Genomic DNA, 16601 nt, shown 5'->3' with positions numbered 1-16601 from the left:
CACGCGACATGCCCGTAACGCTCGAAGACAAGCTCGTGGTCGCGATTTCCTCGCGCGCCCTGTTCAACCTCGAAGAAGAAAACAGGATCTTCGACGCCGGCGACAACGAGGGCTACATGAAGCTGCAGCTCGACCGCATCGACGTGCCGGCCGCACCGGGCATTGCGTACTCGCTGATCCGCAAGCTGCTGCGCTTCAACGACGACGGCGTGCAGCGCGTGGAGGTGGTGATCCTGTCGCGCAACGACCCGGTGTCGGGCATGCGCATCTTCCGCTCGAGCGTGGCGGCCGACATCAAGCTGCAGCGCGGCGTGTTCACGCAGGGCCGCCCGCCCTTCGGTTACCTGCGCCCCTTGCGCGCGCACCTGTTCCTGTCGGCCAATGCGCAGGACGTGCGCGAGGCGCTGGGCGCGGGCTTTCCGGCCGCGCGCGTGCTGGTCGAATCGGTGAAGGCCAGCGACGCCTGGCCCAGCGAAGTGCGCATTGCCTTCGACGGCGATGCGGTGCTCTTCAGCGACGAGGCCGAGCGCGTGTTCCAGGCCGAGGGGCTGGACGCCTTCCAGGCGCACGAACTCAGCAAGGCCGACCTGCCCCTGCCCGAAGGGCCGTTCAAGCCGCTGCTGATGGCGCTGCACCGCCTGCAGATGGCAGGCAATGCGCACATGCGCATCCGCACCGCGCTGGTCACCGCGCGCAGCGCACCGGCGCACGAGCGCGCCATTCGCACGCTGATGAAGTGGAACATCCGCGTCGACGAGGCCATGTTCCTCGGCGGCCTGCCCAAGGGCGAGTTCCTGCGCGAGTTCGAACCCGACTTCTTCTTCGACGACCAGACCGGCCACGTCGACGCAGCCTCGCGCCACGTGCCCGCGGGGCATGTGAGCAGCGGCATCAGCAACGAGCCCTGAGTGCCACGAGGGCGCCGCGAAGGCGCCGCCGCGGCAGGCCACGGGCTTGCCCGGCCCGCGGGCACCGGCAAGAATGCCGGCATGCTGATCCTTCGACACGCCGACGTTCTGGTCACCATGGACGCCGCGCGGCGCGAAATCGCCGACGGCGCCGTGGTGTGCGACGGGCCCGCCGTGGCCTGGGTGGGGCCGACGGCCGAGTTGCCGGCCTCGTACCTCGACGCCCTGCGCAGCGGGCAGGCCGAGGCCCTCGACATGCACGGCCACGTGGTGATGCCCGGGCTGGTCAACACCCACCACCACATGTACCAGAGCCTCACGCGCGCCGTGCCCGAGGCGCAGGACGCCGAACTCTTCGGCTGGCTCACCCACCTGTACCTGCTGTGGGCGCGCCTCACGCCCGAGATGATCCGCGTGTCGACGCAGACCGCCATGGCCGAGCTGATGCTCTCGGGCTGCACCACCAGCAGCGACCATCTCTACCTGTTTCCCAACGGCGCCAGGCTCGACGACTCCATCGAGGCGGCGCACGCCATGGGCATGCGCTTTCATGCCGCGCGCGGCAGCATGAGCGTGGGCCGCAGCGCCGGCGGCCTGCCGCCCGACGAAGTGGTGGAGAGCGAAGAGGCCATCCTGCGCGACAGCGAGCGGCTCATCGACCGCTGGCACGACGCGTCGCGCCACTCCATGCGCCGCATCGTGCTGGCGCCCTGCTCGCCGTTCTCGGTGTCGCGCGACCTGATGCGCCTGTCGGCCGAACTGGCGCGCGAGCGCGGCGTGTCGCTGCACACGCACCTGGCGGAGAACGACAACGACGTGGCCTATTCGCGCGAGAAGTTCGGCATGACGCCGGCCGAATACGCCGAGGACCTGGGCTGGGTCGGGCGCGACGTGTGGCACGCGCACTGCGTGAAGCTCGACGAGGCCGGCATCGCCCTCTTCGGGCGCACCGGCACCGGCGTGGCGCACTGCCCCTGCTCCAACATGCGGCTGGCCTCGGGCATCGCGCCCATCGGTGCGATGCGCCGCGCGGGCGTGCCGGTCGGGCTGGGCGTGGACGGCAGCGCCTCGAACGACGGCGCGCACATGCTGGGCGAGGCGCGGCAGGCCATGCTGCTGCAGCGCGTGGGCCATGGCCCCGCCGCGATGACGGCGCGCGAGGCGCTGGAAATCGCCACGCTGGGCGGAGCGCAAGTGCTGGGGCGCGACGACATCGGCGCGCTGGCGCCGGGCATGTCGGCCGACCTCGTGGCCTTCGACCTGCGCGGCGTGGCGCATGCGGGCGCATGGCACGACCCGGTGGCGGCGCTGGTGTTCTGCACGCCGGGGCAGGTGTCGCTGAGCGTGATCGACGGCGCGGTGCGCATCCGCGACGGGCAGTTCACCGGCCTGGAGCTCACGCCGCTGCTGGCACGGCACCGCGCGCTGGCGCGCACGCTGTACGAGCGCGCGCAGCATCCGCACACGGCCTGACCCCCGGCGGCCCCGCACTCAGCGCCGCATCGTGTCCAGCTGCGTGACCGGTGCGCTGTCGTTGCCCCACGAGCCGCGCACATAGGTGAGCACCGCCGCCACGTCCGCCGCATCCAGCACCTGGCCGAACGGCGGCATGCCGTAGGGGCGCGGGTTGCCGGCCGTGGTGGGCAGGAAGCCGCCGTGCGAAATGACCTGGATCAGGTTCGTGGGCTGCGCCATGTTCACGGCGCGGTTGCCCGCCAGCGACGGATAGGCGCCGGCGGCGCCCTGCCCCTGGTCGCCGTGGCAGTAGGCGCAGCGCTGGTCGTAGATCTTCGCGCCGCGCGCCATGGTGCCGGCGTCGCGGCGGATCGGGGCCTTGGCGGCCACGGGCGCTTCAGCCTTCGGCACGTCGGGCAGGTCCTTCAGGTAGCTCGCCATCGCGCCCAGGTCGGCCTCGCTCAGGTACTGCGTGCTGCGGAACACCACGTCGGCCATCGGACCCATCACCGAGCCGCGCGGCGCCACGCCCGTCTTCAGCAGCGCCACCACGTCGGCGGCGGGCCAGTCGGCCACGCCGGCCTGGTGCGGGTCGGTGAGCGACGGGGCGTACCAGTTCTCCACGGCAATCAGCCCGCCCGAAAGGCCGAGCCTGGTGTCCGTCGCGCCCAGCGAGTTGCGCGGGCCGTGGCAGGCGATGCAATGCCCCAGCCCGTTGACCAGGTAGGCGCCCCGGTTCCACTCGGCCGGCTTGCCCGCGTCGGCCACGAAAGGCTCGGGCTTGAACGACAGCGCGCGCCACACGGCCAGCGCGGGCTGGGTGTCGTAGGGAAAGCGCAGCCGGTGCGCCCTGTTGGGCTCCGTGGCGGCTGGCACGCTGCGCAGGTACGCGTAGATGGCGTCCGAGTCGTCGCGCGTCACCTGGGTGAAGTTGGGATACGGGAACGCGGGGTACAGCAGGCGGCCGTCCTTGCTGCGCCCGTTGTGCATCGCGCGCCAGAAGTGCGCGCTGCTCCAGCGGCCGATGCCGGTGCCGTCGTCGGGCGTGAGGTTGCTCGAATAGATGGTGCCGAAGGGCGTGTCGATGGGCAGGCCGCCCGCGTAGGGCCGGCCGCCGCGCGTGGTGTGGCAGCCCGCGCAGTTGCCGGCCAGCGCGAGGTAGCGGCCGCGCTCGACCTGTTGCGGCGTGGACTGGAAGGCTTCGGCCGTTTCAGGCAGCGGGTCTTCGCCGCGCAGGTTCAGGGCCACGACGATGCCGGCGGCCACGGCCATCAGCACCAGAAGGGTCAGCAGCGTCCAGCCGAGGTGTCGGAGTTTCATGGGTGCGGCTTCGTCACTTCTTCGGCCCGGTCGTGCCGCCGCAGGCGATCGGCATCGGCGCGGGCAGCGAAGCGGCGGGCTTCGCGTTGGCCGGCACCGGCTGCGTGGCCAGCCAGCTCGCCACCGCGTTCACGTCGGAGGTCCACATGCGGCGGCCGACTTCGGCCATGCAGTCGGGTGGCTGCGCATGCCGCTCGTTGGTGAGCCAGGCGCCCAGCTGCGACGCCAGGTACAGGCGCGGCAGGCCCAGCAGCCCCGGGGTGGCGGGCTGCACGCCGGTGAGCGCCGCGCCGTGGCACTGCACGCACGCGGGCAGCCGGCGCTCGGGGTCGCCCTGCAGCGCGAGCATGCGGCCGCGCGCGAGCACCTCGGGCGTGGCGTCGCTCACGGGCGAGACCGGCGGATACGGCAGGTCGAGCCCGGCGAAGTAGTCGGCGATCTCGCGCAGGTAATCGTCGGACATGTGCTGCACCATGTACGCCATGTCGGTGTTGAAGCGGCGCCCGTCGCGAAAGCTCACCAGCTGGTTGAACAGGTAGCCGGACGGCTTGCCCGCCAGGCGCGGAAAGTAGCCGGCGTTGGTGGTCGCGCCCTCGCGGCCGTGGCAGGCGATGCAGGCGGCCACGCGCTGCTCGATGGCGTCGGGCACGGTGGTGTTGGCAGCCCCTGCCGTCCCTTGCACGGCAAGCAGCAGCCCGAGCGCGAAGAGGCGCAGTCCGCGCTTCATGTGCCAGCCGCGTAATGCGCCAACGCCAGCAGACCCGCGATCAGCAGCAGCACCATCACCAGCGCCACGCCGATCAGCGGCAGGATGCCGACCTGCGCGGTTCGCTTGTCCGCGTCGGCGCGGCGCCCGCCCAGGCCGATGAAACTCCAGAGAACGGCGCGCACCGCGCGCATGAGATTCGACATGGGACCGAGTGTGAACCCTGCCCACTCAAAAAAACAGATGCAGATTCCCCTCAATTGACCGGCGCAGATAAAGTCCTGCCGAATGAACACCGCCCTGCCATGAAGCGCTACGAAGCCCTGGCCGCCGACATCGAGGCGTCCATCCGCAACGGCACCCTGAAGACCGGCGACCGCCTGCCCTCGGTGCGCCACACCGGCGAGAGCCGCGGGGTCAGCGCGTCCACCGTGTTCCAGGCGTACTACCTGCTCGAGGCGCGCGGCCTGGTGCGCGCGCGCGACCGCTCGGGCTACTACGTGACCGGCGGCGGCCTACGCGACGCGCCACCCGAGTCCACCCTCACCTCGCGCCCCGCCGACGGCCCGCGCTCGCTCGACGTGAGCGACCAGGTGTTCGACATCCTCGAAGCCAGCATGTCGCGCAAGGTGGTGCCTTTCGGCTCGGCCTTCCCGAGCCCGCTGCTGTTTCCGCTGGCGCGGCTGGGGCAGTTCATGGCGGCCAGCGCCAAGTCGCTGGACCCGTGGAGCACGGTGGACGACCTCACGCCCGGCAGCGCCGCGCTGCGCCGGCAGATCGCGCTGCGCTACCTGGGCGACGGCATGCCGGTGCCGGCCGACGAGATCGTCGTGACCAACGGCGCGCTGGAAGCGCTCAACCTCTGCCTCTCGGCCGTGACGCGGCCGGGCGACGCGGTGATCGTCGAGTCGCCCACCTTCTATGCGGCGCTGCAGGCCTTGCAGCGCATGGGGCTGCGCGCCATCGAGGTGCCCACGCATCCGGGCGAAGGCATCGACCTGGGCGCGCTGGAGCTGGCCATCGCGGCGCACAGGCCCACCGCCTGCTGGCTCATGACCACCTTCCAGAACCCGCTCGGCAGCCTGATGCCCGATGCGAAGAAGAAGGCGCTGGTCGCGCTGCTGGCGCGGCACCAGCTGCCGCTGATCGAGGACGACGTGTACGCCGAGCTCTACTTCGGCGAGCGCCGCCCGCCGCCGGCCAAGGCCTTCGACACGCAAGGCCTGGTGCTGCACTGCGCCTCGTTCTCCAAATGCCTGGCGCCCGGCTACCGCATCGGCTGGGCATCGGCCGGGCGCTTCGCACGGCAGGTGGCGCGGCAAAAGCTCACGACCACGCTCAGCACCTCGGCGCCGTCGCAGCTCGCGCTGGCCGGCTACCTGGAAAAGGGCGGGCTCGACAAGCACCTGCGCCGGCTGCGCCAGACGCTGGCCCTGCAACAGGCCACCTTCGCGCAGGCCGTGGGGCATTACTTTCCGGCGGGCACGCGTGCGACGCGGCCGCTGGGCGGGTACTTTTTGTGGGTCGAGCTGCCGGCGCGGGTGAACGCGCTGGAGATTCACGGCAAGGCGCTGGCGCTCGGCATCAGCGTGGCGCCCGGGCCGATCTTCTCGGCCACGCGCGCTTTCACCAACTGCCTGCGCCTGAACTACGGCCACCCCTGGGACGCGCTCAGCGAGCAGGCAATGCAGACCCTAGGCCGCCTGGTCGCCGAAGCGTCCTGAACAGCAGGAACGCCGCGATGCCCACGTTGAGCAGGTTCCACGCAATGCCGTTCAGGAAGGCCGCGTGGTAGCTGCCCGTGAGGTCGAACACCTTGCCCGACATCCAGCCGCCCAGCGCCATGCCGAACAGCGTGAACATCAGCACCGTGCCCACGCGCGCACCCGCCTCCTCCGGCGGAAAGTGCTCGCGAACGATGATGGCGTACGAAGGCACGATGCCGCCCTGGAACAGCCCGAACAGCGCCGAGATCACATACAGCGGCACCAGCCCGTCGAAGGGCAGGAACAGCAGCAGCGCCACGCACTGCAGCAGGCCGCCGAGCATCAGCGTGCGCAGCCCGCCGATGCGGTCGCAGATGGCGCCCGACACCAGCCGGCTCACGATGCCGAAGCCCAGCATCAGCGACAGCATCATCGCGCCCTGCGCCGGCCCGTAGCCCAGGTCGCCGCAGTAGGCCACGATGTGCACCTGCGGCATCGCCATGGCCACGCAGCAAGCGACACCGGCCACGCACAGCAGGCCCTGCGCCGTGCCCATGCGCAGGCCGAAGGGCCGCGTGGGGTCGCGTGCGGCCAGGCCACCCGACCGGTTCGACACGCCGGCAGGCAGTGCCTCGGCCAGCGCGGGCGGCCGCGCGCGGAACAGCAGCGCGAGCAGCGCCATCGTCACGCCGCAGAAGATGCCCATGCCGATGTAGGTCTGCCGCCAGCCCACCGTCTCCACGAAATGCTGCGCGATCGGCGGCCACACCGCGCCGGCCAGGTAGTTGCCGCTGGCGCAGACCGCCACCGCAATGCCGCGCCGCTTGACGAACCACAGCGAGGTGTCGGCTACCAGCGGTGCGAAGGTCACCGAGCAACCGAGCAGCCCGACCAGCAATGCCTGCGCGATGGTGAAGGACACGATGCCGCCCGACAGGCCCGTGGCGACGTAGCCCAGGCCGAGGAAGACCGAGCCGCCGAGCAGCGGCCACATCACGCCGACACGGTCGGCCAGCTTGCCCATGAGCACGCCGCCGAAGCCGAAGCCCAGCATCAGCAGCGTGTAGGGCAGCGAGGCATCGGCACGCGCCACGCCGAACTCGGCCTGCACCGCGGGCAGCATCACCGACACCACGTACATGCCGCTGCTGCCGACCGTCATGATCAGTAGCGTGAGGCCTAGACGCAGCATGGCGTAGCGTGAATCCGCCTGATGGGCGGTTGTCTCTGGGGTCTTCATTGTTTTTCTCCGCGGCGAGGATACCCCGGTGCGCCGGAACGCGGGGCGAGCGAAGAACCCGATGGCGCGCAGCCATCCTCACGTGCAGTCAGGTGCGAGGTGCAGCGTCGGATCAGCGAACCGACGGTGCCGGCGTTGCGAGGCTCACCGAAGCCTTGGGCATCGGCCCGCCCGGCTTGGGCCTGTCGTCGCACGCAGCCGTCAGCACGCCAACGCAGAACAGAAAGACAAGGATGGTGCTTTTCATGAGCGCACCTTATGCCCAGGCCAGCGTGCGTCAAGTCGGACGCCGCCTCTGTCTTGTGTCTCGTGCCTGCACCTCAGGCAGCGGCAAACGCGCCGAGCCGCCTCACCAGGCGTCGAGCACGTCGTGCGCAATGCCGAAGCCGGTGCTCGCGCCGCTGCCGCTGGTGACCAGCACCACGCGCGTGGCGTCGTTTGGCGCGTCGATCACGCAGGGCGTCGTCTTCGACGACGGGTACACGCCGGTCCAGCGCTCGGTGACCTGCGCGGCCTCCAGGTTCAGCGTGCTGCGCAGGTGACGCAGGATGAGCTGGTCGACCGCCTCCATCGCGAAGGGCTCGGGCGCATCGGCGTAGTGGTGCGAGTCGCCCACCACCAGCGAGCCGTCGGCGCTCTGCACCACGATGAGGTGGATGCCGTGCGCCAGCGAGACCGCCTCTTCCTGCCGCAGCCGTGCGCGCAGCGCGGCGGCCTCGGGCAGCGTGCTGTAGCCCTCGTAGCGCACCAGGCTCAGGTCCATCATCACGGAGCCGGGCAAATGAAAGCCGGCCTCGGGCTGCACGCGCAGCATCTGCAGGCGGCACAGCGTGAGGTCGTGCGCGGCGATGCGCTCTGCAAACAGGCCGTGCAGGTCGGTGTTGGTGCACACCACCACGCGCTCGGCGCGCAGCGTGCCGCGCGAGGTGCGCACGCGCGGTGTTTCGACTTCGTGCACCGCTTCGCCGAAGCGGAAGGTCACGCCGTGCGCCTCGGCCAGCCATTTCGCGAGCCGGCCGATGGCGGTGCGCGATTCCACGCGCAGCTCGTGCGGGCTGAACAGCACCGACTGCGCATCGGCCAGGCTCAACGCCGGCGCCTTGGCCTGCGCATCGGCGGCGTCGAGCAGCTCGCAGCCCTCGCCCATCGGCGTGCGCATGAAGGCCTCGAGCACCTCGTGCGCCTCGGGGCGGTAGGCGGCGAGCCAGAGGTTGCGGTGCACGATGTCGATGCCCGCATACGGCGCGATCTGCTGCCACACCTCGCGCGCATGCATCGCACGGCGCCAGGTGTCGCCCGGTGCCTGGCCGGTGACGGTGATGAAGCCGAAGTTGCGGATCGACGCGCCCACGCAGGCCGCGTCGCGCTCGACCACGCACACCTTCAGGCCGCGCTGCGCGGCGGTGTAGGCGTGGGCCAGGCCGACGATGCCGGCGCCGACCACGATCAGGTCGAAATGGTCCGAATGAAGAGCCAGGGTCGCGGGCATCACCGATGTCTCCATGCCTGGGTGCGCTTGAGCACCCCGTGCCCCGCGAGCGCGAACAAGCCCCGGCCGAGCGCGGCCGTGAGCATGATCAGCGAGGCCATGGCGGCGGCGGGCGCGACGTCGCCCGCGTCGTCCATGTTGAGCACGGCAATGGCGGCCAGCGAGGTCTGCGGCGAATAGAGGAACACGACGGCCGACACGGTCGTCATCGCGTTGACGAAGAAGTAGCCGCCCACGCCGAGCACGGTGGGCAGCGCCACCGGCAGGTGCACGCGCCACAGGGTGCGCCAGAAGGGCACGCCCATCGACTCGGACACCAGCTCGTACTCGCGGTCGAGCTGGCGCAGCGCGGTGAGCGAGGTGAGGTGCGCCACCGAGAAGAAGTGCGCCACGGTGCACACCACGAGGATGGTCATGCTGCCGTAGATGCCGCGCAGCGGGTTCGACGGCGAGATGAAGAAGAAGATGTAGCCCACGCCCAGCACCAGCCCGGGCACGGCCAGCGGCAGGTTGGCCAGCAGGTTGAGCAGTTCGCGCAGCAGCCCGAAGTGGCGCGGCTTCTCGACCAGGTAGGCCGAGACGAAGGTGGCGAGCGCACCCGCCACCGCCGCGCACACGGCCAGTCGCAGCGAGTTGAAGTAGCTGCCCCAGCCGCCGCCGTCCATGTTGCTGAAGTCGTAGTTCTTCACCGACGGCGCCAGGTTGTAGGGCCAGTAGGTGGCGAGCGAGGCGAACACGGCCATGCCGATCATCACGAGGATGGCGCATGCGGTGAGCACGCAGAACGCGAGCAGCGCGCGGTCGCGCGACCTCACCGGTTCGGGCTGGTACGGCGTGGCGCGTGCCGACAGCGCCGCGGCCTGCTTGCCGCGCACGCGGCGCTCGACCAGGAAAGACAGCACCGCGGGAATGAGCAGCACCAGGCCGACCACGGCGCCCATCTGGAAGTTCTGTTGCCCGACCACCTGCCTGTAGATGTCGGTCGCGAGCACGCCGGTCTGGCCGCCCACCACCTTGGGCACGCCGAAGTCGGTGATGACCAGCACGAAGACCACCATCGCGGCCACGATCAGTCCGTAGCGCGACGACGGCAGCGTCACGGTACGGAAGATGCGCCAGCGCGACGCGCCGAGCGTCTGCGCGGCTTCGTACAGCCGGCCGTCGGAGGTGGCCATGGCCGTGGTGAGGATCAGCAGCGCATGCGGCAGCGTCCAGAACACCGAGCCCAGCACGATGCCCAGCGGCCCGTAGATCGACACCTCGCCCAGCAGCCCCTTGAACAGGCCCTGGTTGCCGAAGAGATACACGAGGCTGATGGCCGGCAGGAGCGAAGGCGCGAGCAGCGGCACCAGCGCCACCGCGCGCAGCAGGCCCTTGGCCGGCATGCACGACAGCGTGAGGCCGTAGGCGTACACGTAGGCGATGCCGGTGCAGATGACGGCGCTGATGGCTGCGAGCCCCAGGCTGTTGAACGCCGACTGCACGAGCGCCGGGTTGTCGAGGTAGCGCGCAAAGTTGGCGAGGCCCACGAATGCGCCCGCGCGGTCGAAGAAGCTCTGGCCGACCAGTGCACCTACGGGCAACGCGACGATCACGACCAGCACAAGCACCATCAGCAGCACGGCGGCACCGGTCAGCCATCGCTCGCGGTCGAACGCGCCGTGGCGCGCCATGCGCGCCGTCGCCACCGGCAGGACGGCGACGGCGTCGGGAGAACTGCTCATGCTCAATGCGCCAGCACCGACAGCGCGTTCAACGGCAACTGGATATGCACCATGCTGCTGGGCACCAAGGGCTCGCCGCCGCCACCGCGCGCATCGGCGGGCAGCTCGGCTTCTATCTCTATGCCCAGCGGCTCGCATGCCAGGCGGGCCGAGGTGCGGTTGCCGAAGAACTCGGTGTCGAGCAAGCGCGCCGCGAAGCTGTTGGCGCCGAGTTCGGTGCCGAAGCGCTTGACCACCACGTGTTCGGGGCGAATGCCCACGGTGGCCTGCGAACCGACGCTCAAGTTGCCCGGCGCGCAGAACAGCTCGCTGTCGCGCACCCGCACCTTGCCGTCGGCCAGCACCGTCGCGGGCAGCATGTTCATGCGCCCGACGAAGCCGGCCGCGAAACGGGTGCGCGGCTGGCGGTACAGCTCGTCGGGGGTGCCCGCCTGCTCGATGCGGCCGTTGTGCATCAGCACCACGCGGTCGGCCATCGACAGCGCTTCTTCCTGGTCGTGCGTGACCATGATGGTGACGATGCCCAGGCGCTTCTGCAGCGCGCGGATTTCGCTGCGCAGGCTGGCGCGCACCTGCGCGTCGAGCGCGGAGAGCGGCTCGTCGAGCAGCAGCAGGCGCGGGTTGGGGGCCAATGCACGCGCCAGGGCGACGCGCTGCTGCTGGCCGCCCGAGAGCTGCACGGGGTACTTGTCGGCATGCGCGGTGAGGCCGACCAGGTCGAGCATCTCGCGCGAACGCTTGGCCATCTCGCGGGCCAGTGCGCCCGTGGGATGCAGGCCGTAGGCGATGTTCTGCGCGGCCGTGAGGTTGGGAAACAGCGCGTACGACTGGAACACCACGCCGAAGCCGCGCGCCGCCGGGGGCAGGCCCGCGATGTCCTGGCCGCCCAGCAATATCTGGCCGCTGTCGGCGCGCTCGATGCCGCAAACGATGCGCAGCAGCGTGGTCTTGCCGCAGCCTGAGGGACCGAGCAGGCACACGAACTCGCCGGGCTCGATGTCCAGGTCGATGCCGTCGAGCACGCGTGTGGCGCCAAAGGACTTGCCGATGCCGCGAAGGGAGAGAAAACTGGTCATGTGCTGCTGCCCGAAAGCCTCGTCAGAGCGGCGCCTTCTTTTCCGACTTCGACTCGTAGCGCTTGGACCATTCCGTCAGGATGCGGTCGCGGTTGGCGGCGGCCCAGGTGAAGTCGTTCTTGGCGAGCAGCTTCTCCACATCGCCCGGCACGAACTCCAGCTTTTCCTGGATGCCCGGCAGCGCGAGCACGGCGAAGTTCTTCGCGTACAGCTCGTTGGCCTGCTTCGTCACGGCCCAGTCGGCCAGCGCCTTGGCGGCGTCCTGCTTCTTGCTGGTCTTGATGATGCCGGTGGCTTCCATGTCCCAGCCCAGGCCTTCCTTGGGCAGCACGATGTCGATGGGCGCGCCGTCGCGCTTGGTCTTGTTGGCGCGGTACTCGAACGACATGCCGAGCGCGAACTCGCCGGCGCCGGCCTGGCGGCAGGGCTTGCTGCCCGACTGGCTGTAGATGCCGATGTTCTGGTGCAGCGCGTCCATGTACTTCCAGGCCTTGTCCTCGCCCATCATCTGGATCCAGCCCGACACCATCAGGTAGCCCGTGCCCGAGGCGGCCGGGTTGGGCATGGTGATCTGGCCCTTGTAGACCGGGTTGGTCAGGTCGGCCCAGCTGGTGGGCTTGGGCAGGTTCTTCTTCGTCGCTTCGGCGGTGTTGAAGCAGATGGCCGACGACCACACGTCCATGCCGACCCACTTGGGCGGGTTCGCCGGATCGCGCATGGTGGGCTTGATGGCGTCCAGGCCCTTGGGCGCGTAGGGCTGGAGCATGCCTTCCTTGTCGAGCAGCATCAGCGAGGTGGCGGCCAGGCCCCACACCACGTCGGCCTGCGGATTGGCCTTTTCGGCCAGCAGCTTGGCGGTGACGATGCCGGTGGAGTCGCGCACGAACTTCAGCTCGATGGCCGGGTTCTCCTTTTCGAAGGCGGCCTTGTAGGCCTGCACTTGGTCGGCTTCGAGCGCGGTGTAGACCAGCAGCTCGGTGCGGCCCTGGGCGGACGCGGCGAAGGCCATCGAAAGCAGGGCGGCCGGCACGACGGACCAGCGGAGTTGACGATGCAGCATGGTGGGATCCTTGGGAGAAAGTGAAGAGGAGAAGGACGCGGTGCGGGGCACACGGACAGGCAGGCGAAAGTACGAAAGTCGTCCGGTGCAGCGAATGCGGGCGATGCTGGCAGCGGCATGTGACAGGGATTTGTCAGATGCCCCAAAAAACCCCAAATGCCCAAAAAAGCGCCCGCGGTCGGCGGCTCCGTCATCGGCGTGTCACTGCATGGCGGCAAAGTCGGGGTTCCATTGCCCGTGTTTTCGCTTCGCCCGCTCCGTTCACTTTCATGACCCTCGACCTCGCCGAGATCGCCCGCCTGTTCGCCGAACGCGGCGGGGTTGCCTACGCGGGTGAACCGGTGTCGCAGCTGGAGCACGCGCTGCAATGCGCCTGGCTCGCCGAGCAGGCCGGCGCAAGCGACGCGCTGGTGACGGCCGCGCTGCTGCACGACCTGGGCCACCTGCTGATCGCCGAGCACCAGACGCTGTCGCGCTCGCCCACCGAGCTGGGCATCGACGACCGGCACCAGTACATCGCCCTGCCCCTGCTGCGCGGCGCCTTCGACGCCGAGGTGCGCGAGCCGATCCGGCTGCACGTGGATGCCAAGCGCTACCTGTGCGCCACGCGGGCCGGCTACTTCTCGAAGCTCTCGCCCGACTCCGTGCGCAGCCTGGCGTTGCAGGGCGGGGTGATGGACGGCGATGCGGCGCAACGCTTTGCTTCGCACCTGTGGGCCGATGACGCGGTGCGGCTGCGGTTATGGGATGAAGAGGCGAAGGTCGAAGGGTTGAAGACGCCACCGCTGGCGCACTTTCTGGCGATTGCGGCGCGGGTGATGCTGGGCTGAGGAAAGGCTTTCTGCCCCTCGGCCAGGTTTCAGGCCGGTTTAAGAAACATTTGTCTACGATGGTCTCCTCACGATGTCAGGCGCATCCGCGCCTGCGAGGAAATCCGAATGTCTTCATCCATCACAGCGCGTGCCGGAACGTTGGCCCGCGATCTGCGCCGCATCCTTGCGCTTGCCGCACCTTATTTCCGGTCTGAGGAAAAATGGCGGGCCCGAACCATGCTGGTGGGCATCGTCGCGCTCAACCTGGCCTATGTGTATGCGCTGGTGCTCTACAACCAGTGGTACGGACGCTTCTACGACTCGCTGCAGAACAAGGACGTCAGCGCCTTCTGGCGCGAAATCCATGTGTTCGCCTGGCTCGCGTTCTTCAACATCGCGATCCAGGTCGTGAAGTTCTACGTGACCCAACTGCTGCAGTTGCGCTGGCGCACCTGGATGACACGCAGCTACCTAGAGAGGTGGATGGCCAACCGGACCTTCTATCACCTGGAGCTTGCGCGCTACGCGCAGAAAGACGGCCACGCGCCAGACAACCCCGACCAGCGCATCCAGGAAGACCTGAAGCTGTTCACCAACGGGACGATGTCGCTGTCGATGGACCTGCTGAACGCGGTCGTCACGCTGGTGAGCTTCGTCGGGATTCTCTGGGGTCTTTCAGGCACCATCGACTTCAAGCTGGGCGACAGCACCTATCAGATCGTCGGCTCGATGGTCTGGGTTGCGCTCGTGTACTCCGTTGTCGGCACCGCGATCACGCACTTCATCGGCCGGCCGCTGATCGGCTTGAACTTCCGACAACAGCGCTTCGAAGCCGATTTTCGGCATCACCTGGTGCGCGTGCGGGAATCCAGTGAAGCGATCGCATTGGATCGCGGCGAAAAGACCGAGCATGGACAGCTCAACCAGCGCTTCGGCGCGGTATTGGCCAATTACCTGCAATTGATCAAGCAGCTGAAGAACCTGACGACCTTCACATCCTTCTTCGGGCAGGCGTCGGTGATCTTTCCTTTCCTGGTCTCCGCGCCGCGCTTCTTCAGCGGAGCGATCCAACTCGGCGCACTGATGCAGATCTCGTCGGCTTTCGGCAAGGTGCAGGAGTCGCTCAGCTGGTTCGTCGACAACTACGACACTGTGGCAGCCTGGCGTGCTACCGCGGACCGCCTCACCAGCTTCGACGATGCAATGCGCGTCCATGCCGCGCGAGACGTCGCGCTCGAGCGCAATGCCGGGCCCGCGCTGGGCACCGACGATCTGAGCATCGCGTTGCCCAACAACACGCATTTGCTGTCCGACGCCTCGCTGGCGGTAAAGGCAGGCGACAGCGTGCTGCTTCAGGGCCCTTCGGGCAGCGGCAAATCGACGCTGTTCCGGGCCTTCGCCGGCATCTGGCCGTTTGCGAGCGGTCATCTGCAGGTGCCGGACGATGCAGTGTTCATGCCGCAGCGCCCCTACGTGCCCGACGGCAAGCTGCGCGACGCGCTGACCTACCCCAACCCGGCCGCGGACTTCACCGACGACCAGCTGCACCAGGCCCTGACCGACGCCCTGCTGCCCGACCTGGCCACCCGCCTGGACGACAGCGACGCCTGGAGCCAGAAGCTCTCGGGCGGCGAGCAGCAGCGCCTGGCCATCGCGCGCGTGCTGCTGAAGAAGCCGGCATGGCTGTTCGCCGACGAGATCACAAGCGCGCTGGACGCGCACGCCGAGGGCGTGCTCTACAAGCGGCTCTCGGACACCGTGCAGGCCGCCGGGGGCGCCATGGTGTCGATCGCGCACCGCGCGGCGGTAGGCGACTTTCACAACCAGCGATGGACGCTGGAGCCGCAGGCCGAAGGATCGACGGGCGCGCGCTACCGGCTGAACACGGCGCCTGTTCAGCCCGCTGCGGCCTGACCGGAATAACGCTCCCAGCCCTTCTTGCGCAGTTCGCAGGCGGGGCACTCCCCGCAGCCGTAGCCCCAGGCCTGGCGGTGTTCGCGGTCGCCGAGGTAGCAGGTGTGGGTTTCTTCGACGATGAGGTCCACCAGCGGCTCGCCACCCAGGCGATGCGCCATCTGCCAGGTCTCGGCCTTGTCGATCCACATGAGCGGCGTCTCGATGACCAGGCGGCGCTCCAGCCCGAGCGACAGTGCGAGCTGCATCGCCTTCATCGTGTCGTCGCGGCAGTCGGGGTAGCCCGAGAAGTCGGTTTCGCAGACGCCGGTGACGATCACCTGCAGCCCGCGCCGGTAGGCCAGCGCGCCGGCCAGCGTGAGGAACAGCAGGTTGCGCCCGGGCACGAAGGTGTTGGGCAGGCCGTCGGCCTGCATGGCGAACGCCACTTCCTCGGTGAGGGACGAGCCGCCCAGCTGCGCCAGCGCGGCGAGCGTGAGCACATGGTCTTCGCCCAGGCGGGGCGCCCAGTCGGGAAAGCGATTGCGCATCTGCGCGAGGATGGTGCCGCGCACGTCGAGCTCGACGCGGTGGCGCTGCCCGTAGTCGAAGCCCAGGGTTTCGACGCGCTGGTACTTGGAGAGCGCGTCGGCCAGGCAGGTGGTGGAGTCCTGGCCGCCGGAGAACAGGACGAGGGCGGTGGTGTGCAGGGGCATATCCGTCGACGGCGGGCCGTCGTAGTCCAAAACCGCAATTTTCGCAGGCCGGGTCGCGCACACGGATACGATCCCGCGAATGAACACCAAACACCTGGTTGCATGGGCGGTCACCTTCGTGGTGCTGCTGGTCATCGACATGATCTGGCTCGGCGTCGTCGCCAAGGGCATGTACCAGGAGGCCATGGGCGACCTGATGTCGCCCAAACCGCGGCTGGCCTTCGCGGCGGTGTTCTACCTGATCTATCCCATCGGCTTGCTGATCTTCGCGATCGTGCCGGGCCTGGCGGCGCAGGGCGTGATGCGGGCCGCGCTGATGGGCGGCCTGTTCGGCCTGTTCTGCTACGCCACCTACGACCTGACCAACCTGGCCGTCATTCGCAACTGGCCGCTGGCGCTGTCTTTCATCGACATTGCGTGGGGCACGCTGGTGAGCGGTGTGGCGGCCGCAGCGGGCGCGGCCACGCTGCGGTGGTTCGCGACGCGTTGACCGGCC

16 protein-coding genes are annotated in these 16601 nt (G+C 69.1%); 6 read left to right on the top strand and 10 right to left on the bottom strand.

The window, feature by feature from the left end:
• Window positions 1-8: 8 nt before the first annotated feature.
• Together ACSFBM_RS00850 and ACSFBM_RS00845 are read left to right on the top strand one after the other, a co-directional pair.
• A complete protein-coding gene (locus tag ACSFBM_RS00850; protein ID WP_435482707.1) occupies window positions 9-908 on the top strand; it encodes a 5'-nucleotidase in 900 nt (299 codons plus the stop codon).
• Between the two features lie 81 nt (window positions 909-989).
• A complete protein-coding gene (locus ACSFBM_RS00845) occupies window positions 990-2381 on the top strand; it encodes an 8-oxoguanine deaminase (RefSeq protein ID WP_435482706.1) in 1392 nt (463 codons plus the stop codon).
• An 18-nt stretch (window positions 2382-2399) separates the two neighbouring features.
• On the opposite strand, the gene ACSFBM_RS00840 is transcribed toward ACSFBM_RS00845, so the two are convergent.
• Genes ACSFBM_RS00840 through ACSFBM_RS00830 form a run of 3 tightly spaced genes read right to left on the bottom strand, consistent with a single transcriptional unit; the run spans window position 2400 to window position 4595 of the window.
• Window positions 2400-3683 carry a c-type cytochrome gene (locus tag ACSFBM_RS00840; protein WP_435482705.1) on the bottom strand — a complete coding sequence of 428 codons (1284 nt, stop codon included), beginning with the start codon at window positions 3681-3683 and terminating at the stop codon, window positions 2400-2402.
• 13 nt (window positions 3684-3696) lie between these two features.
• Window positions 3697-4410 (bottom strand): c-type cytochrome, encoded by a 714-nt coding sequence (locus ACSFBM_RS00835; RefSeq protein ID WP_435482704.1) that lies wholly within the window; start codon window positions 4408-4410, stop codon window positions 3697-3699.
• The gene (locus tag ACSFBM_RS00830) at window positions 4407-4595 is read right to left on the bottom strand and encodes a DUF2970 domain-containing protein (protein WP_435441643.1); all 189 of its coding nucleotides are present in this window, start codon (window positions 4593-4595) and stop codon (window positions 4407-4409) included. Before ACSFBM_RS00830 ends, ACSFBM_RS00835 begins: the two co-directional genes overlap by 4 nt.
• 99 nt (window positions 4596-4694) lie before the next feature.
• Here ACSFBM_RS00830 and ACSFBM_RS00825 point away from each other — a divergent pair, with 99 nt between their 5' ends.
• Window positions 4695-6113, top strand: a complete 1419-nt coding sequence (locus tag ACSFBM_RS00825) for an aminotransferase-like domain-containing protein (RefSeq protein WP_435482703.1) — start codon at window positions 4695-4697, stop codon at window positions 6111-6113.
• Here the strand turns inward: ACSFBM_RS00825 and ACSFBM_RS00820 are convergent.
• The 6 genes from ACSFBM_RS00820 to ACSFBM_RS00795 form a co-directional block, all read right to left on the bottom strand.
• Window positions 6061-7335: an MFS transporter gene (locus ACSFBM_RS00820; protein ID WP_435482702.1), complete on the bottom strand. Its 1275-nt coding sequence runs from the start codon at window positions 7333-7335 to the stop codon at window positions 6061-6063. The two genes, ACSFBM_RS00825 and ACSFBM_RS00820, sit on opposite strands and share 53 nt — an antisense overlap.
• Before the next feature lie 112 nt (window positions 7336-7447).
• The gene (locus ACSFBM_RS00815) at window positions 7448-7582 is read right to left on the bottom strand and encodes a hypothetical protein (RefSeq protein WP_435482701.1); all 135 of its coding nucleotides are present in this window, start codon (window positions 7580-7582) and stop codon (window positions 7448-7450) included.
• A gap of 102 nt (window positions 7583-7684) precedes the next feature.
• Entirely contained in the window at window positions 7685-8824 is a 1140-nt protein-coding gene (locus ACSFBM_RS00810; RefSeq protein WP_435482700.1) for a TIGR03364 family FAD-dependent oxidoreductase, read from the bottom strand.
• Window positions 8824-10548 (bottom strand): putative 2-aminoethylphosphonate ABC transporter permease subunit, encoded by a 1725-nt coding sequence (locus tag ACSFBM_RS00805; RefSeq protein ID WP_435482699.1) that lies wholly within the window; start codon window positions 10546-10548, stop codon window positions 8824-8826. Before ACSFBM_RS00805 ends, ACSFBM_RS00810 begins: the two co-directional genes overlap by 1 nt.
• A 2-nt stretch (window positions 10549-10550) precedes the next feature.
• Entirely contained in the window at window positions 10551-11624 is a 1074-nt protein-coding gene (locus ACSFBM_RS00800; protein WP_435441637.1) for an ABC transporter ATP-binding protein, read from the bottom strand.
• 22 nt (window positions 11625-11646) lie between these two features.
• Window positions 11647-12684 carry a putative 2-aminoethylphosphonate ABC transporter substrate-binding protein gene (locus ACSFBM_RS00795; protein ID WP_435482698.1) on the bottom strand — a complete coding sequence of 346 codons (1038 nt, stop codon included), beginning with the start codon at window positions 12682-12684 and terminating at the stop codon, window positions 11647-11649.
• Between the two features lie 269 nt (window positions 12685-12953).
• Here ACSFBM_RS00795 and ACSFBM_RS00790 point away from each other — a divergent pair, with 269 nt between their 5' ends.
• Window positions 12954-13514, top strand: a complete 561-nt coding sequence (locus ACSFBM_RS00790; RefSeq protein ID WP_435482697.1) for a phosphonate degradation HD-domain oxygenase — start codon at window positions 12954-12956, stop codon at window positions 13512-13514.
• A 108-nt stretch (window positions 13515-13622) separates the two neighbouring features.
• Entirely contained in the window at window positions 13623-15410 is a 1788-nt protein-coding gene (locus ACSFBM_RS00785) for an ABC transporter ATP-binding protein/permease (protein WP_435482696.1), read from the top strand.
• Here ACSFBM_RS00785 and queC read toward each other — a convergent pair.
• Window positions 15392-16105 carry a 7-cyano-7-deazaguanine synthase QueC gene (gene queC / locus ACSFBM_RS00780; protein WP_435482695.1) on the bottom strand — a complete coding sequence of 238 codons (714 nt, stop codon included), beginning with the start codon at window positions 16103-16105 and terminating at the stop codon, window positions 15392-15394. The two genes, ACSFBM_RS00785 and queC, sit on opposite strands and share 19 nt — an antisense overlap.
• Before the next feature lie 79 nt (window positions 16106-16184).
• On the opposite strand from queC, the gene ACSFBM_RS00775 reads away from it, so the two are divergent.
• A complete protein-coding gene (locus ACSFBM_RS00775; protein ID WP_435482694.1) occupies window positions 16185-16595 on the top strand; it encodes a DUF2177 family protein in 411 nt (136 codons plus the stop codon).
• The last annotated feature ends 6 nt before the right edge of the window (window positions 16596-16601 follow it).

The organism is Variovorax pasteuri, assembly GCF_051216435.1.
Taxonomy (GTDB): Bacteria; Pseudomonadota; Gammaproteobacteria; order Burkholderiales; family Burkholderiaceae_C; genus Variovorax.
The sequence above is the reverse complement of the archived record's forward strand: the minus strand, read 5'-3'. Positions and strand labels throughout refer to the sequence as shown.

Bases quoted from the DNA above. Each gene is read 5' to 3' on its own strand.
- ACSFBM_RS00850 (WP_435482707.1), top strand. From the start codon at position 9: ATGCCCGTAACGCTCGAAGACAAGCTCGTGGTCGCGATTTCCTCGCGC.
- ACSFBM_RS00845 (WP_435482706.1), top strand. From the start codon at position 990: ATGCTGATCCTTCGACACGCCGACGTTCTGGTCACCATGGACGCCGCG.
- ACSFBM_RS00840 (WP_435482705.1), bottom strand. From the start codon at position 3,683: ATGAAACTCCGACACCTCGGCTGGACGCTGCTGACCCTTCTGGTGCTG.
- ACSFBM_RS00835 (WP_435482704.1), bottom strand. From the start codon at position 4,410: ATGAAGCGCGGACTGCGCCTCTTCGCGCTCGGGCTGCTGCTTGCCGTG.
- ACSFBM_RS00830 (WP_435441643.1), bottom strand. From the start codon at position 4,595: ATGTCGAATCTCATGCGCGCGGTGCGCGCCGTTCTCTGGAGTTTCATC.
- ACSFBM_RS00825 (WP_435482703.1), top strand. From the start codon at position 4,695: ATGAAGCGCTACGAAGCCCTGGCCGCCGACATCGAGGCGTCCATCCGC.
- ACSFBM_RS00820 (WP_435482702.1), bottom strand. From the start codon at position 7,335: ATGAAGACCCCAGAGACAACCGCCCATCAGGCGGATTCACGCTACGCC.
- ACSFBM_RS00815 (WP_435482701.1), bottom strand. From the start codon at position 7,582: ATGAAAAGCACCATCCTTGTCTTTCTGTTCTGCGTTGGCGTGCTGACG.
- ACSFBM_RS00810 (WP_435482700.1), bottom strand. From the start codon at position 8,824: ATGCCCGCGACCCTGGCTCTTCATTCGGACCATTTCGACCTGATCGTG.
- ACSFBM_RS00805 (WP_435482699.1), bottom strand. From the start codon at position 10,548: ATGAGCAGTTCTCCCGACGCCGTCGCCGTCCTGCCGGTGGCGACGGCG.
- ACSFBM_RS00800 (WP_435441637.1), bottom strand. From the start codon at position 11,624: ATGACCAGTTTTCTCTCCCTTCGCGGCATCGGCAAGTCCTTTGGCGCC.
- ACSFBM_RS00795 (WP_435482698.1), bottom strand. From the start codon at position 12,684: ATGCTGCATCGTCAACTCCGCTGGTCCGTCGTGCCGGCCGCCCTGCTT.
- ACSFBM_RS00790 (WP_435482697.1), top strand. From the start codon at position 12,954: ATGACCCTCGACCTCGCCGAGATCGCCCGCCTGTTCGCCGAACGCGGC.
- ACSFBM_RS00785 (WP_435482696.1), top strand. From the start codon at position 13,623: ATGTCTTCATCCATCACAGCGCGTGCCGGAACGTTGGCCCGCGATCTG.
- queC (WP_435482695.1), bottom strand. From the start codon at position 16,105: ATGCCCCTGCACACCACCGCCCTCGTCCTGTTCTCCGGCGGCCAGGAC.
- ACSFBM_RS00775 (WP_435482694.1), top strand. From the start codon at position 16,185: ATGAACACCAAACACCTGGTTGCATGGGCGGTCACCTTCGTGGTGCTG.